19 protein-coding genes and 1 riboswitch are annotated in these 14,302 nt (G+C 41.5%); of the genes, 14 read left to right on the top strand and 5 right to left on the bottom strand.

Features of this window, described 5'->3' with window-relative positions; translation table 11 throughout:
* The first annotated feature begins 81 nt into the window (after positions 1-81).
* The gene (locus tag NSQ49_RS07740; RefSeq protein WP_159862012.1) at positions 82-1,179 is read left to right on the top strand and encodes a carbohydrate kinase; all 1,098 of its coding nucleotides are present in this window, start codon (positions 82-84) and stop codon (positions 1,177-1,179) included.
* Positions 1,180-1,194: 15 nt separating this feature from the next.
* Positions 1,195-2,106, top strand: coding sequence for a pseudouridine-5'-phosphate glycosidase (locus NSQ49_RS07735; protein ID WP_251283232.1), 912 nt, complete (start codon positions 1,195-1,197; stop codon positions 2,104-2,106).
* A gap of 218 nt (positions 2,107-2,324) precedes the next feature.
* Here NSQ49_RS07735 and NSQ49_RS07730 read toward each other — a convergent pair whose 3' ends face one another.
* Positions 2,325-2,936: a class D sortase gene (locus tag NSQ49_RS07730; RefSeq protein ID WP_159862010.1), complete on the bottom strand. Its 612-nt coding sequence runs from the start codon at positions 2,934-2,936 to the stop codon at positions 2,325-2,327.
* Positions 2,937-3,278: a helix-turn-helix domain-containing protein gene (locus tag NSQ49_RS07725; protein ID WP_159862009.1), complete on the bottom strand. Its 342-nt coding sequence runs from the start codon at positions 3,276-3,278 to the stop codon at positions 2,937-2,939.
* Positions 3,279-3,536: 258 nt separating this feature from the next.
* Between NSQ49_RS07725 and tapA the strand changes: the two genes are divergently transcribed.
* The 7 genes from tapA to NSQ49_RS07695 all read left to right on the top strand — a co-directional run bounded on the left by tapA (position 3,537) and on the right by NSQ49_RS07695 (position 7,601).
* On the top strand, positions 3,537-4,403 hold the full coding sequence (gene tapA / locus NSQ49_RS07720) for an amyloid fiber anchoring/assembly protein TapA (protein WP_341071588.1): 867 nt from the start codon (positions 3,537-3,539) through the stop codon (positions 4,401-4,403).
* 1 nt (position 4,404) lies between these two features.
* Complete coding sequence (gene sipW / locus NSQ49_RS07715) at positions 4,405-4,983, top strand: signal peptidase I SipW (RefSeq protein WP_251283229.1); 579 nt, start codon at positions 4,405-4,407, stop codon at positions 4,981-4,983.
* Positions 4,984-5,070: 87 nt separating this feature from the next.
* The gene (locus NSQ49_RS07710; protein ID WP_251283228.1) at positions 5,071-5,670 is read left to right on the top strand and encodes a TasA family protein; all 600 of its coding nucleotides are present in this window, start codon (positions 5,071-5,073) and stop codon (positions 5,668-5,670) included.
* Between the two features lie 70 nt (positions 5,671-5,740).
* The gene (locus tag NSQ49_RS07705) at positions 5,741-6,442 is read left to right on the top strand and encodes a TasA family protein (RefSeq protein ID WP_251283227.1); all 702 of its coding nucleotides are present in this window, start codon (positions 5,741-5,743) and stop codon (positions 6,440-6,442) included.
* Between the two features lie 132 nt (positions 6,443-6,574).
* On the top strand, positions 6,575-6,778 hold the full coding sequence (locus NSQ49_RS26720; protein ID WP_251283226.1) for a DUF5658 family protein: 204 nt from the start codon (positions 6,575-6,577) through the stop codon (positions 6,776-6,778).
* Positions 6,779-6,902: 124 nt separating this feature from the next.
* Positions 6,903-7,169, top strand: a complete 267-nt coding sequence (locus tag NSQ49_RS07700; RefSeq protein WP_159862005.1) for a hypothetical protein — start codon at positions 6,903-6,905, stop codon at positions 7,167-7,169.
* Positions 7,170-7,335: 166 nt separating this feature from the next.
* Positions 7,336-7,424: riboswitch (cyclic di-GMP riboswitch) on the top strand.
* Between the two features lie 30 nt (positions 7,425-7,454).
* On the top strand, positions 7,455-7,601 hold the full coding sequence (locus tag NSQ49_RS07695; RefSeq protein WP_159862004.1) for an anti-repressor SinI family protein: 147 nt from the start codon (positions 7,455-7,457) through the stop codon (positions 7,599-7,601).
* A 100-nt stretch (positions 7,602-7,701) separates the two neighbouring features.
* On the opposite strand, the gene NSQ49_RS07690 is transcribed toward NSQ49_RS07695, so the two are convergent.
* Both NSQ49_RS07690 and mnmH read right to left on the bottom strand, forming a co-directional pair.
* On the bottom strand, positions 7,702-8,025 hold the full coding sequence (locus NSQ49_RS07690; protein WP_159862003.1) for a helix-turn-helix domain-containing protein: 324 nt from the start codon (positions 8,023-8,025) through the stop codon (positions 7,702-7,704).
* A 178-nt stretch (positions 8,026-8,203) separates the two neighbouring features.
* The gene (gene mnmH / locus NSQ49_RS07685) at positions 8,204-9,262 is read right to left on the bottom strand and encodes a tRNA 2-selenouridine(34) synthase MnmH (protein ID WP_251283225.1); all 1,059 of its coding nucleotides are present in this window, start codon (positions 9,260-9,262) and stop codon (positions 8,204-8,206) included.
* Positions 9,263-9,487: 225 nt separating this feature from the next.
* On the opposite strand from mnmH, the gene NSQ49_RS07680 reads away from it, so the two are divergent.
* The 4 genes from NSQ49_RS07680 to NSQ49_RS07665 all read left to right on the top strand — a co-directional run bounded on the left by NSQ49_RS07680 (position 9,488) and on the right by NSQ49_RS07665 (position 13,151).
* Positions 9,488-10,789, top strand: a complete 1,302-nt coding sequence (locus NSQ49_RS07680) for an FAD-dependent oxidoreductase (protein WP_251283224.1) — start codon at positions 9,488-9,490, stop codon at positions 10,787-10,789.
* The gene (locus NSQ49_RS07675; protein ID WP_251283223.1) at positions 10,786-11,775 is read left to right on the top strand and encodes a class I SAM-dependent methyltransferase; all 990 of its coding nucleotides are present in this window, start codon (positions 10,786-10,788) and stop codon (positions 11,773-11,775) included. Before NSQ49_RS07680 ends, NSQ49_RS07675 begins: the two co-directional genes overlap by 4 nt.
* Before the next feature lie 47 nt (positions 11,776-11,822).
* The gene (gene treR, locus NSQ49_RS07670) at positions 11,823-12,563 is read left to right on the top strand and encodes a trehalose operon repressor (protein WP_251283307.1); all 741 of its coding nucleotides are present in this window, start codon (positions 11,823-11,825) and stop codon (positions 12,561-12,563) included.
* A gap of 72 nt (positions 12,564-12,635) precedes the next feature.
* Positions 12,636-13,151, top strand: a complete 516-nt coding sequence (locus NSQ49_RS07665; protein ID WP_251283222.1) for a type 1 glutamine amidotransferase domain-containing protein — start codon at positions 12,636-12,638, stop codon at positions 13,149-13,151.
* Between the two features lie 301 nt (positions 13,152-13,452).
* On the opposite strand, the gene NSQ49_RS07660 is transcribed toward NSQ49_RS07665, so the two are convergent.
* A complete protein-coding gene (locus NSQ49_RS07660) occupies positions 13,453-13,683 on the bottom strand; it encodes a DUF1128 domain-containing protein (RefSeq protein ID WP_159861997.1) in 231 nt (76 codons plus the stop codon).
* A 226-nt stretch (positions 13,684-13,909) separates the two neighbouring features.
* Between NSQ49_RS07660 and NSQ49_RS07655 the strand changes: the two genes are divergently transcribed.
* A complete protein-coding gene (locus NSQ49_RS07655) occupies positions 13,910-14,290 on the top strand; it encodes a YtxH domain-containing protein (protein ID WP_251283221.1) in 381 nt (126 codons plus the stop codon).
* Positions 14,291-14,302: the final 12 nt, after the last annotated feature.

Raw genomic sequence — 14,302 nt, 5'->3', positions numbered from 1 at the left:
TCAGAGTAATAACACTTGTGAGATAAATAGACAGAAGTTTATAATTTAAACAAAAGTTAAAAAAGACAGGGCTGATCCATTATGAATGATAAAGAATTATTGATTTTGCAGCTGATTAAAGAAGATCCATTCATTGCCCAAAACGAGCTGGCTGAAAAAACGGGACTCTCAAGATCGGCTGTAGCCGGCTATATCTCTTCACTGACGAAGCAGGGGAAAATTCTTGGCAGAGCTTATGTCCTGCCGGAAAAGAAAGAAGTGCTTTGTGTGGGAGGGGCCAATATAGACAGAAAAATCCAGACAACCGGACAGCTCCAATTCGGAACATCGAATCCCGCCGAGAGCTCTCAATCCTGTGGAGGAGTAGCCCGCAACATTGCTGAAAACCTTGGCAGGCTGGGCTGTGATGTTGGTTTATTGACAGTTGTGGGAGGTGATCCGGAAGGAGAATGGCTTCTGGAATATACAAAAGCCTTTGCGGACGTAACACCTTCACATTCCCTGGGAGGGTCCACCACCGGAACCTATACAGCAGTGCTTGATCTGGAAGGGGAAATGGCTGTGGCTTTAGCAGACATGTCCATTTATGAAAGCGTTACCGCAGAGTTTATCGAGAAAAAGTGGGGCTACCTGGCATCTTCTGAGATGGTGATTTTGGATACCAACTTTCCGGCAGGAATTTTAAAGCAAATCATCACCAGGTGTAACGAAGAGAGTATTCCGCTCTGCATCACGCCGGTTTCAGCACCAAAAGTAAAGAATCTGCCGAAAAATCTGCAGGGTGTTACCTGGCTGATTGCCAATAAAGAAGAGGCAGAAGCCCTGACTGGGATGGAAATCAGCAAGGAGGGCGACTTCTTTAAAGCAGCACAGGAACTGATCGCCAAAGGAGTGGAAAAAGTGGTGATCAGCCGTGGAGATAAAGGGCTGATTTACTTCACAAGCACGGGTGATGCAGGTGTGCAGCTGCCGCCAAAGGTGAAAATCTCTGATGTGACAGGGGCAGGCGACTCACTTGTATCGGGTATTATTTATGCCCATTTAAAAGGCCTGAACACAGAAGATGCCTGCAAAATTGGCATGTCCTGCTCGATGCTTGCCCTCCAGTCCATGGAAACAGTAAATCCGAACCTGAACAACAAACGCCTGCAGGAAACATTCAAACAATATTTCGACTAAGGGAGATATGACACCATGTTAGAAAAATGGCTTGAATACTCAGAAGAAGTGCTAGAAGCAAAGAAAGCAAATAAACCGATTGTGGCCCTCGAATCCACCATCATTTCACATGGAATGCCCTACCCGCAAAACGTTCAGACAGCAAAAGAAGTGGAGGAAGTCATCCGCAAAAACGGTGCTGTTCCTGCAACTATTGCTATATTAAATGGGAAAATTAAAATTGGCTTATCAGACGAGGAATTGGAATTCCTGGCGCAAAGCAGGGACGTCGAAAAAGCAAGCCGCCGCGATCTGCCGTATTTGATTGCAAAAAAGAAAAATGGCGCCACAACGGTAGCAGCCACCATGATCTGTGCTGAGCTTGCCGGCATTGAAGTGTTTGTTACTGGCGGAATCGGCGGCGTTCACCGGGAAGCGGAAACGACCATGGACATCTCAGCGGACTTACAGGAGCTTTCGATGACCAATGTGGCCGTTATCTGTGCAGGAGCGAAATCCATCCTGGATATCGGTTTGACGCTTGAATACTTAGAAACCTATGGCGTTCCTGTCGTTGGGTTTGAAACAGATGTATTGCCTGCCTTCTATACTCGTACTAGTCCATTTTATGTAAACTACAGAGTGGACTATGCGGACGAAGCAGCCGAAATGATTCGCACTAAATGGGAGCTCGGCCTAAAAGGCGGTGTAGTCATTGCCAACCCGATACCTGAAAAAGATGCGCTGGAGGAAGCATTTATTACCGGTGTTATTGAAACAGCCTTAAAAGAAGCTAGTGAAAACAATATCACAGGGAAAAAAGTGACCCCGTTCCTTTTGGGAAAAGTGAAGGAATTGACAGACGGCAGAAGCTTGACAGCTAACATCGCACTTGTGAAGCATAATGCCGAAGTGGGTGCTAGGATTGCAGTTAGCTTGAATAAGTAAAGAGGGAAGCCAGGCTTTGAACGTCTGGCTTCTTATATTGATAGAATGATAGCTGTGATGATGATGGCTAAATATAATAGAAATCTTAAGAAGTTGATCATCAGGATTCGTCCCTTCTGGAAACCCATATAGTAAAGGATATGTACAAATTCTTGGATGGGGGACGGGTGTTTGTCTAAGGTGGAGTAAAAAGGGCGCTTTCCTTGGGAAAGAGCCTCTTAATTTTGTATTCTTTTTGCATTCAGGATATACCGGGAGGGTGCATTGCCGACATATGAGAAGGGGTAGCAGGTGGAAACAGTGAGAATTTCGTGAGGAGCGGTGGAGCGGATCACAGTGGTATCGTCCGCATCCACAATCCTGGAATCGGTAATTTCATAGGTAAACTCACCATATGGCATGCTGATTTTAAAAATATCTCCGATTTTAAGTTCGCCGAGGCTGCGAAAAACCGTATCCCGATGCCCTGATAATAAAATTTGATCTGGCTGTCCTGGAAATGCAGTTGTGGAGTAATGTCCCACTCCTTTTTCCAGCTCATCCTCATCGGTTCCTTCTATAATAGGAAGCTCAGCTTCCAAGCGGGGGATTTTTAAGATGCCGATGGCTTCACCCTGTTTAAAAGAAACATCTATTCTCTGTTCTGTTTGGAGAACACTTTTGCTTTCTTTGTTCACTTCTCTTTGAATTCTTTCTTGTGCATGGGCTAAGGAATCCTTTGTTTTCTTCTCCTGAGCATACATTTCCTGCAGAGAGAACAGGATCAATCCGCCTCCGATTAAGATAAGGAAGGAGGCAGCTGCAATTAGAAAACGGCCTTTAACCTTCAACTAAACGTTCCCTCCATTCATCTTCTTAAATTTAATGAACTCCAGATAATAGGAGAAATCCTCTTTTGTGATTCCTTGTCTGATTGCTTCTTTGACAAGGGAAACCCATTCCTCATCCAGCTTAGACAAATCAGTAATTTGTTCCTTATTCTCTTCCAGCAGATCTTCAAGATTAGCATCCAGTGTTCTGGCGATTCGAGATAAAACCTGCAGCGAAGGATTCTCCTGTATGCCTCTCTCAATATAACTCAAGTATGATTTGGATACCTCCGCTTTTTCAGAAAGCTCATTAATTGAGTATCCCTTTTTAATTCTTAAACTTTTAATTCGACTACCTACCATAGGCATAATACTCCCTTGTCATAAATTATAAACATATTTTCATTATAACGAACAAAATGTTCAATAAAAAATACAAAATAGTGAGAAATCTCGAGATAATCTTAGGAAAAGAACGAAAAACGTTCTTTAAAACGAAAAAACGGCTGAATTTGGAATTTTTCAAAATAAGACGTATGGACTATACTCAACTTATCGGTTCGATAAAAAGAACGAAACGAACAAAACTAAAGAACATCAACTCACTAGGAGGGGGTTCTTATACGATACAAACGGAACAGGAAATTTGGGAAGAAGAACAAAATCCTATTGCTCGCTTTTAAGTTTGTGGCTGCCTGGTATCTGCTTATTGGGATGTCGGCAACTCTGACTGGGCAGACGAATGCCTATTTTAGTGATAGGGATACAGTAACTGGGACCATTCAAGCCGGTACCTGGGAGACAGAAGAGCCTGGGTGTTCTAAAGGCAAGAAACATGGTGATTGGGATTGCAGTTCATTAAAGTTTACAAGCCAAAAATCCGATGGACAGAAAATATATGCCACCATTCAAAACACAGGGTCAGATATGAAAACAAAAGGAACATATGAAATTTATTACAACGAGAAGGGGAACCCGAAAAATGGAAAGACCGTTAGTAAAGTGCTGACATTTGCTCCTATTAAAGAAGGAAAAACAATAGAAGTTTCTTTTATTCCTCAGGAAAGTGGATCCTATATGTTTAAGGCCTATCAGCACAAAGATCACCCTGGAAAAGGAGAACTCTGGAGTGAAGAAATAAAGGTTAGTTTAGAGTCAGATAAAGCTTCTACTGCGGAAGAAGAGAAAACCGAACAAAAGGCAGAAGTAACAGAAGAGACTGCCACGGAACAAGGAAGTAATAAGGCCGAGGAAACCGGCAAAGAAGCAGCTGAACCAACGAAAGGTAAACCTCAAGAGAAGCCTGAGCAAAAGCCAGCAGGAGAACCAATAGAAAAACCAAAAGATGAGCAGAAAATAGAACAGCCTAAAGTGGAAGAAAAGCCACAAGAGAAACCAAAAGAAGAATCAAAGCCGGAAGATACCAAGGCTAAGGCTTCAGAAGCTCCGGTTAATACTGAAGAAAGCTCAAATGAGGCAGGTGAATAGCTTGAAAAAAGCATTGAAAATTATAAGCAACATTATAACAGCGGTTCTATTTATTAACTTAATTTTAATGGCCTTTCTAGTGGTCTCCTCAAAAGCATCAGGAGGAGAGCCCCAGGCCTTTGGATATCAGCTAAAGACAGTGTTATCAGGCTCAATGGAGCCTACCTTCCAAACTGGGTCGGTTATTGCAGTAAAGCCGCTTAGTTCAGAAGAAAGCAAGGCACTCAAGAAAAATGATGTCATTACATTTCAGGCAAGCGAAGAAAAATTAATTACTCACCGAGTAATCGGTGTCAGCAGCAGCGGAGATCATGTCATGTATGAAACAAAGGGAGATAACAACAAAACTGCAGACATGGAACCTGTGCTATCTGACAATGTAAGAGCTATTTATACTGGTTTTACCATTCCTTATGTGGGATATTTTATAGACTTTGCTCAATCGAAAGAAGGAAGCGCGATTCTACTTATTGGTCCAGGGTTACTTCTTCTAGGATATGCAGCATTCAGCATCTTCCAGGCTATAAGAGAAATTGATCCTAAAACCAGCAAAACAGATTCAGAAGAAAAAACTGCTTAATTTGGTTGCACTCCCTGCAGAAATGCAGGGGTCAATATATAAAAAATTATACATACCCAAAAAGGGGTAAGAGGAGGAAGCTTTATTATGAATCTTAAGAAAAAGTTAGGTATGGGAATTGCATCTGCAGCACTTGGTATTTCGTTAATTGGTGGGGGAACATTTGCATATTTTAATGATGTAGAGACTACAAATAACACATTTGCTGCAGGTACGTTAGATTTAGCTGTTAATCCGGCAACCATTATTGATGTCTCTAATTTAAAACCTGGTGATTGGATGTACCGAACTTTCCAACTAGAGAATAATGGAACTTTAGATATTTCAAAAGTGTTATTGACAACTCACTTTGATGATGCTTCTGACGAATTTGCTAAACACATAAAAGTTAACTTTTTAATAAATGAGGATAAAAGTGGAATTTTGGGACCGAGCAATGTTATAACAAGCAAAACTCTATATGAATTGAAAAATTTAAGTCCTGATGCTGTGGACAACGTTAGTGCTAGTATTTTTGGTTGGCAAGACGGAGAAAGGGACGGCTTAAAGGCGAATACATCTGATAAATTGCATGTGCAATTTGAATTCGTAGATAATGGGCAGGATCAAAATGAGTTCCAAAATGCATCCCTTGCTCTTACTTGGAAATTTGATGCAAAACAAACTAGAGGTCAAAGTCGACCATAATTTAGCAATATAAAAAGGTGGGAATCCAGTTCCCACCTTTTGTTAAAATCAATGAACGTGAGGTAATGCCATGAATAAACAAAGTCTGCTGGCAAAACCAATAAAAATTTTATTAATAACTGGATTCTTCTTTTTTATGTTCTTGTTTGAAAAGAGTGTAGGTGCAGAAGAAAAAGAGCTAGATATAAATACTACAACCAACGGGATTTTATTTAATGTGGAAAACCTAAAACCCGGCGACTGGATGCCTCGAAATATAACGATAAAAAATGATGGAAAACAGGATTTTAAATACACCTCAAAAATTGGCAAATCAAAGTCTGTCAAAGGACTATTTGAAGAATTAGAGTTGGAGATTAAAAAAGATACAAAGATGCTTTATGAAGGAAAGTTAAAAGATTTTAAAGGTTTCTCTCCCCGGAAATTAGCGAAAGGAACAGAAGAAACTTTATTCTTCCAAGTAACAATGCCTGAGCATTTGGGAAATGAATTTCAAAACTCCGCTGCAGAGGTTGAAATCATTTTTCTTGCCGAAGCAACAGGTGATTCTGGAACTGACAACGAGACTCCCGGATCAGGAGATAATAATTCTGGAGGAGGAACTAGTACTTCACCACCATCAACAGATGCCACGGTAATTCCAGAGAAAGTTAACAAGCTCCCAAATACCGCAACTAATAACTATAATTTATTACTTATTGGCGCACTACTTTTAGGTGCCGGAAGCGTAATTTTTTTATGGCGTTATAGAAGGCTTAGGAGTGAAACTTAGATTAAGGCCTGATGAACTATTCTTTAAGGCCTTAATTTTTATTCGCGTTTAGAACTTATCTAAGCAATTAATGAATATAATCAAAAAGCTACTCATTAAGCGTTGAACTTATGAAAAAAATTCTGCGGTATCTTGCCTTCAGCCAATCTTCTGGATGGTCTCTTGACGTTCTTTGGAATTAGACTTTCGCTGATTGAAGAAGTGAATTCAATTATGGATTTTCTATATACGGTAGAACCCCTTTTATTTCTTTCTATTAAAGCCTTTCTTTCAGGCTTTTTAATCCTGCTGTCAGCTTCAATTCATTTTCCGCCGCAAACTAAAGTAAAGGTATAGGCAAGAGGTGCAGCTTATCTTTATTCATTCATATTAGTACTTCATGTTTTATGGATTTATGAAACTCTATCTTAATAATCGATAGAGTGAAATTACTAATCTTAGTTAACTGAGGAGGCTGAAAATGTATCGAAAGAACTGCCATAAATGCCACAAACCTTCATACAGCAGCAGTGAATCGGATGGCTGGCTATGTCCGATTTGCCACACTGATTTAACGAATGAAATTTTCTTGGATGCTATGACTCTTGAACCAGTCCACACCACCTTTAGGAAATGCAAAACCACGCACAACTATACATTAAAAGAAATCAGCAAAAACTACAGAAAAAGAATCGGACTTTCCTACTACTCCAAAAGAAGTTCGGCCATAAATAACAACTTACTGTAAAAGATGATGGGTTCAGGTAATCAAATACATAAAAGTATTAGGATTTTGTCGAAAAATAAATTAATTTAATATTAAAATAATCAACAAAAATTACAAAATCTGACAACGTTAGCAATATGGTCATAGTAGAATACATCTATGGAAAATATTTCTTTGAGCCGATAGGCGCAGAAAAAGGCAAACTCATTGAAAAATGAGGACGCAAAGTCACAGGTCTAAGGTATTGGGTGATGCTACGATGGCTGGATTGCCTGGAATACGAAAAGTATCCTGGGGGGAAGAGTTTTGGCAGAGAAAAATATTAAGGTTGAAGAAGTTGATTTGGAGTGGCTGCAGTTAATTATGGAAGCAAAAAACTTAGGCCTGCAAAAGGAAGAAATTAGAGAGTTTTTACATAATAACAGAGCTCAAGAGGTTCTGATGGAAGCTTAAATATCCAGTTGGCTAAGTATTTCTGTTAGAGGCATCTCTATATGGAAATGCTTTTTATTTTGCCAAAAAAATAAGCCTGTGCATTCAGGCTTATTGGCAATTATGATTTTTGTCCGCTTCTCCACTTATTAAAATCCAAAAACTCCCGAAACTGCTCCTTCGAAACACCCGATTCCATTGCTTCCTTCACAATTTTCATCCATTCTGAATCCAGATCTTCCTTGTTGATCTGCTCATGGATCAAATGGTCCACAGGAACATTCAGAACACCGGCGATTTTCTCGAGAAACTGAATCGATGGGTTTGTTTGCAGGTTGCGCTCGAGTGAGCTTAAATATGATTTTGCCACACCGGCCTGCTCAGCCAGCTCGGATAGTGACATTTTCTTTTCCTGGCGAAGTTTTTTTACACGATCACCGATCATCGTATACCACACACCTTATTTTGTATGTAATAGGATTATATCATATTTGGTTCCATATTAAGAACGAATCGTTCAATATTATTATCATCATACCATAGTGTTAACTTATTTAAATAGTTAGTTATCACAGTTTTATAAAAATATATCTTTTGTCGCTCTCAAAAAGTAATGCTCCGCGTCATAGGACGGGAGCATTTTGTTTTTCAATAATGTTAATTACCTGCTGTGCAGCTGCTTCCACATTATCCGCATTCACATGGTGGAATTCACCCTCATAGTCATGCTGTTTAAAAGCATATCGTGGATCGTAATAATGTTCTAATAAAAGCTTGATAAATAGCTCGTAGTTCTCAGTTTCCACTGATTCATCCAGCTGCTCGCGGATTTCAGTATTCTTCAGCCGTTTTTTAATAAACACGAGGCTTTCATCCACTTTCGGCTTGAACCATTCTTCTTTTTGATATGGTTCAACATAGTCACGGAGGATGCGCTGGACACGGGATTCGATGCTGGCAAACATATCAATGTGGATTCCTGATTTTTTAGTATCCAGCAGCTCATCCGGCTGAACCACCTTGCCTATTCGTTTGCTTTCAGCTTCCATAATAATATAGGGGGAGCCTTTAACCTCAGAAAGGGCTTGATACAATAGGGCATCAAAGGTTTTCTGTGTGCTGCCGTCTCCCATGCCGAAGGAGCCGAAGATCGAACCGCGGTGGCCTGCCATTTCCTCTAGGTCAATAACAGGATAGCCTTTTTCGTTTAACACCTTCAGCACATCTGTTTTCCCAACGCCGGTCATTCCGTGCAGAACAACTGCTTTTTCAGGAATCAGGTCTGCTGTGTTTTCAAGTATATATTGACGGTACGCCCGGTAGCCCCCAATTAAACGGGGGATCGAAACGCCCGCATAAGTGATAAATGTAGTAACCGCTTTGCTGCGCATTCCGCCGCGCCAGCAGTAAATGACAGGCTGGAAGCCATCATTTTTCAGGTCTCTGATTTTCTGCATCATGGACGGAATTTTAGGTGAAACGATTTCCATCGCTCTCCATTTCGCCGCATCAGAGCCTTCTTTTTTATATAATGTCCCGATTTCCGCACGTTCTTCGTTTGTGAAAAGCGGAACATTGACAGCACCGGGTATGCTGCACTCCTCAAATTCAATTGGAGACCTGACATCGACCGGAACTGCGTTATCCATTTGGATGTATTGTTCGACTGCTATTTCTCTCATTTTTATTGCCTCCAAAATTATTGCTATATATAGCCCAAAGGGTACGTTAATTAATTTTACTCTATCTATTATACAGGATTTTGAAAATATAGGTGCCTTCCACAATCATACTCCTATTTTCAAAAGTTTGTTCTATAAATTTTTTCCAGACATTGTAATATCAGCATATCCATTGGTTTTGCTTTTTAAAAAGGAGGTTAAATAAAAGGCAAAGGTGGTGGAAACATGTCCTTGAAAACAGAGGTTGCCATATTGGGCGGAGGGATTGGCGGTTTGACGCTTGGTCTGAAGCTGGCTCAATCCAATATTGATGTCACTATAGTGGAAAAGCTGGATGCCCCATCTTCCGTTTATAGAGGTGAACTCTTACAGCCAAAGAGCCTGAAAATTTTTGAAGAGCTGAATGCCCTGGGTGAAATCTTGGAAAATGGCTTTTCCTTTTCCCGGATCGCGTTTGAGGAAGGGGAGAAAGAGTTTGCAATGGATTACAGTATTCTCCCTGGAGATTATGATTACTCACTCATGATCGAGCATGAAAAGCTGAAAGGGATTCTTCTTAAACAGGCGCTTCACTATTCAAATTTTCATTATCTGCCAGGGTCCCTGGCAAAAGGGTATGACAATGGCGACTTACTGGTGGAGCGGAAGGATGTAAAGGAGCGGCTGACAGTGAGAGCTGATTTTTATATAGGTGCTGAAGGAAGAAATTCCATTACCCGAAAAGAAATGAACAGCAAAATTAAAAAGCTAGAATACAACCATCAATTCTTAACGGTCACCTTTCCCTGCCCGCATTCATTGGAGGAAGGGAAAATCATCTCTAAGGATGAGCGGTTCCTCGGATTATTTCCGCTGCCGGATGCGAAAGTACGGTCTGTTTATTTAATACCGGAGGGTTCTTATAAGGAACATCTCCAAAAAGGAATTCACTATTTCCATAAAAATTATGTAGAGCTTTTTCCTGAATTGGACGGGTATGTGACGAGGCTGAAAAACTGGAAGGATATTCAGCTGATGATTCCGACGGCTTTTTATGCAGATAAATATGTGGATGGAAGAATGGCGATTCTGGGCGATGCGGCACATACAGTGCACCCGATGGCAGGGGAAGGCATGAATATGGCGATTCAGGATGCCGATGTGCTGGGTGAATTGCTTGCTGAGATGTATACGAGCGGAAGAATCGTGCCGGACAAGCTGAAATGGTATGAAAAGGTCCGGAAACCCCGCGCTGAAAACATGATTAGCCTCAGCCATTTATCCGCCATTGCTTATTCTTACTCCAATCGTATAATCACAGGAGTCCGCCGAAAAGGCCTGAAGCAGATTGAAAGAGATAAAACCCTGCAATATAAGCAAATGCTGAATGTCTCAGGCCTCGGTTATTGGCCGGAGAGTCTTAGGGACCGATTGATTCAGGCTGGAATCATGCCGGCTAGAAAAGAAGATTTACCCGATTCAGTGAAAAGCCATTATTTTTATACAGAAAAAGAAGACTATCCCTGGAGGAAGGTTGAACAGCCATGATAAATGAATATGTGAGGTTATTAAAAGCGCGAAATTGGATGAAAAAGAACCAGCCCTTTCTATACAGCTGGCATGCATACGTCGGATTTGAGCTAGACCTTTTTTCACAGTTCCGCAGCTGGAGAACGGTAAAAGAGGTGGCATCAAGCAGAAATCTGCAGGAGGAGCTGCTTTTAAGATGGGTGGAGGTGGGGCTGGCGATCCGCCATTTGAAAAAGAAAGGCGAGGACAAAATCAAGACAGCATCGAAATTCAGTCTTCCGTCCACACCGAATAACCCCCGTTCCACAGGAATCATCCTGAAGGAAATGATGGAATTGCATATCCCAACTTTACTTTCCTATCCAGAACTGCTACGTTCCAATAAGAAGAATACTTTTAACCATGAAGAGCATGGACCGACAGTAGCGAGAACCTCATCCCTGCTTGAGCAGCTTGCCCTGCCTCGTTTGATGAAAACCATTAAGAAAAACAAAATGGAGCGGATCATCGATATTGGCTGCGGGGAAGGCGGCTATTTAAGCAGAATCAGCCAGAAGTTCCCGAATGCCAAACTGGCAGGAATTGAAATGAATGAAGAGGTTGCAGAATCTGCCCGAACTAATTGCAAAGACATTCCTAACATTCAAATCGTTACAGCAGATGTTCATGAATACTCTCCAGAGCATCAGGCTGATTTGATTATGGTCAATAACCTGCTTCACTACATCCAGCCGGAGGATCGCAGGCAGCTTCTATCCCGGCTTAAAAGCTGGCTTAGCCGGAAAGGATCCATTACCATTATCACCCCCATTCTTCATTCAAAAAAAGGCGAGGAGTTTTCCAGTGTGTTCAACAGCTTCTTTTCTGCCTTTGAAAATCTTTATCCAACTCCGACCGAGGAGGATATCCATCATCTCGCGAAAGAGCTGAAGCTTAAAGTGAAAACCTTCAAGCCGGTCGTAACGGAAGGCGGATGGTATTTTATCCAGCTGTCCAGCCGATAATTCAAAGCCCGCTCATTTAATGGTAGAATGGGGGTAACTTGACTGAAATGGTGATTGAAATGAGAAATAATAAATATTTAATGATATATGAAGAGCTTGCCCAGCAAATCCAGGAAGGCAAGTATCCCGCCAGATCCATTCTGCCATCTGAACATGAATTGACGGGTATGTATTCCACTTCAAGGGAAACGATCCGCAAAGCGCTGAATTTGCTGGCGCAAAACGGTTTTATTCAGAAAATACGCGGAAAGGGCTCGATGGTCCTTGATTTAAAAAAACTGCAGTTTCCCATATCGGGCCTTGTCAGCTTTAAAGAGCTGGCCGGGAAAATGGGACAGCGTGCGGAAACACTTGTGGAGGAATTTTCCCTGACTCAGCCTGATGCTGAAAAGATGAAGCATCTTCAAATTGATCAAGATGAAAAGATATGGAAAGTGTTTCGAATCCGGAAAATTGAAGATGAGCGGATCATTTTGGACAAGGATTTTCTAATAGAAAAGTTTGTCCCGGGGTTAACCAAAGAAATTTGCCAGAACTCTATCTTTGCCTACATTGAGGGTGAACTCGGAAAAAAAATCAGCTTTGCCAAAAAGGAATTCACAGTGGAAGAGCCAACTGCTGAAGACCGCAGGCATCTGGATATGGAAGGGTTCCATGCTATCGTCGTGGTAAAAAATTATATTTACTTTGATGATGCGGCTCTGTTTCAGTACACAGAATCCCGGCACAGACCGGACAAGTTCCGGTTTGTTGATTTTGCGAGAAGAATGGACAGCGGTGTGTTTTAAGCTTTTTACGTTTAAGATTGTGCCTTGAGGGAAATCTCCTTATGTGAAGATTTTTATAAGGAGATGGTATAAATGAGTAAAAAAATCGCATGCTTAATTACCGAGATGTTCGAGGACAGTGAGTACACGGAACCTGCACAAGCCTTTAAAGAAGCAGGACATGAAGTCGTGACGATTGAAAAGGAACAGGGCAAATCTGTTAAAGGAAAACAGGGTGAAGCCACTGTTCAAATAGATCAGAGCATTGACAGCGTAAACCCGCAGGACTTTGATGCCCTATTCCTGCCAGGAGGCTTCTCGCCTGACCAGCTTCGTGCCGATGGCCGATTTGTCCAATTTGCCAAATCTTTTATGGATGAAAAGAAACCAGTCTTCGCGATCTGCCATGGACCACAGCTCCTCATAACAGCCAAGGCTCTCGAAGGCCGTGCCGCAACCGGCTACAAATCCATCCAGGTGGACATGGAATACGCAGGAGCCAAATTCGAGGACTCAGAAGTCGTCGTATGCCAAAACCAGCTAGTCACAAGCCGCCAGCCTGACGACATCCCGGCATTCACACGTGAATCGCTTAAAGTGTTAGGATAATGAAATCGACAGCCCTCTGCCTAATTGGCAGGGGGTTTTTTAGGAGTTATTTATTCGGGATTTGATTTTCTAAAATTCCTTATTAAACCGTGCTGATTGGAGCGGAAGGGACTCGACTCCTACGGGAGTAGCGACCCAGGGGAGACCCCACAGACGCAAAGAGTCGAGGAGGCTCCCGGTAGCCCCGTGGAAAACGAGGCCCTGCAGCGGAAATCAGCACCCAAATCAACAGATGCATATAATGTTTATATGGATACCTAACCCCATCAAAAAAGCAGCCCTCAAATGGCTGCTCCCAAAATTATTTATTCTTCCTCAAATTCCCCAGCTCTTCAACAAGAGCCTGCATTTCATTGGGACTAAACGAATCCTTTTTCATAACAAGATCATAAATATCCTTCAATTCCTCATACATTTCCTCATCAAAATGCGATGGCTTAATAGCGCCTAAATTCAAAACCTTCAGCTTCTCCTTAATAGCCTCAATCATAAACTCCACATTCTCAGCTGATTTCACAGACAAATTACTCATTCCCAACACCCTCTCATCGCTATGTAATTAAACGCGTACACTTTTCTTATCATCTTTCCACGATATCAGCAAATTGTCAACTTAAATTAGACTTGCATGTACCATGGAAATTAGTAGAAAATAAAGGAGAAGCTGGCCATTGGACGAGTCAGGTTTTGCAGAACCGAAAAAAGGGAAAAATTGAATAAAATTTTCATATAATAATTTAGCTAAAGGAGAATAAAATATGGGGAAATCATTATTATGGAAAGGTGTCATGTATGGTGCGCTTGCAGGAGGTGCGCTAAGCCTTCTGGACAAATCCACAAGAGAAACCGTTTTTGATAATTGCCGGAAAACATCCAGCAATGTCGGCTATTATTTAAAGCACCCAAATGAAGCAGTGAATCAGGTGAAGGATGTATCCAATAAGGTCAAAACTGCCATTGACCAGGTAAGTGAAGACGTCGCTTTTATTACGGGAACTGTGGAAGAAATAAAGGAAATGGCACCGGAAGTAACACAGATTGTCCAGAATACAAAGCAGGCATTTTCAGATATTAAACTAAATGGATCAAGTGAACTGCCGGACAAATCTGATGATGATTCAGTACAGCTTCCGCATTAATAACAAGTGAGG

The organism is Cytobacillus sp. FSL R5-0377 (assembly GCF_038004385.1).
GTDB lineage: Bacteria > Bacillota > Bacilli > Bacillales > Cytobacillaceae > Cytobacillus.
The sequence above is the reverse complement of the archived record's forward strand: the minus strand, read 5'-3'. Positions and strand labels throughout refer to the sequence as shown.

Bases quoted from the DNA above. Each gene is read 5' to 3' on its own strand.
- NSQ49_RS07655 (WP_251283221.1), top strand. From the start codon at position 13,910: ATGGGGAAATCATTATTATGGAAAGGTGTCATGTATGGTGCGCTTGCA.
- NSQ49_RS07675 (WP_251283223.1), top strand. From the start codon at position 10,786: ATGATAAATGAATATGTGAGGTTATTAAAAGCGCGAAATTGGATGAAA.
- NSQ49_RS07705 (WP_251283227.1), top strand. From the start codon at position 5,741: ATGAATAAACAAAGTCTGCTGGCAAAACCAATAAAAATTTTATTAATA.
- NSQ49_RS07725 (WP_159862009.1), bottom strand. From the start codon at position 3,278: ATGGTAGGTAGTCGAATTAAAAGTTTAAGAATTAAAAAGGGATACTCA.
- treR (WP_251283307.1), top strand. From the start codon at position 11,823: ATGGTGATTGAAATGAGAAATAATAAATATTTAATGATATATGAAGAG.
- NSQ49_RS07710 (WP_251283228.1), top strand. From the start codon at position 5,071: ATGAATCTTAAGAAAAAGTTAGGTATGGGAATTGCATCTGCAGCACTT.
- mnmH (WP_251283225.1), bottom strand. From the start codon at position 9,262: ATGAGAGAAATAGCAGTCGAACAATACATCCAAATGGATAACGCAGTT.
- NSQ49_RS07665 (WP_251283222.1), top strand. From the start codon at position 12,636: ATGAGTAAAAAAATCGCATGCTTAATTACCGAGATGTTCGAGGACAGT.
- NSQ49_RS07660 (WP_159861997.1), bottom strand. From the start codon at position 13,683: ATGAGTAATTTGTCTGTGAAATCAGCTGAGAATGTGGAGTTTATGATT.
- NSQ49_RS07740 (WP_159862012.1), top strand. From the start codon at position 82: ATGAATGATAAAGAATTATTGATTTTGCAGCTGATTAAAGAAGATCCA.
- NSQ49_RS07690 (WP_159862003.1), bottom strand. From the start codon at position 8,025: ATGATCGGTGATCGTGTAAAAAAACTTCGCCAGGAAAAGAAAATGTCA.
- NSQ49_RS07700 (WP_159862005.1), top strand. From the start codon at position 6,903: ATGTATCGAAAGAACTGCCATAAATGCCACAAACCTTCATACAGCAGC.
- NSQ49_RS07735 (WP_251283232.1), top strand. From the start codon at position 1,195: ATGTTAGAAAAATGGCTTGAATACTCAGAAGAAGTGCTAGAAGCAAAG.
- NSQ49_RS07680 (WP_251283224.1), top strand. From the start codon at position 9,488: ATGTCCTTGAAAACAGAGGTTGCCATATTGGGCGGAGGGATTGGCGGT.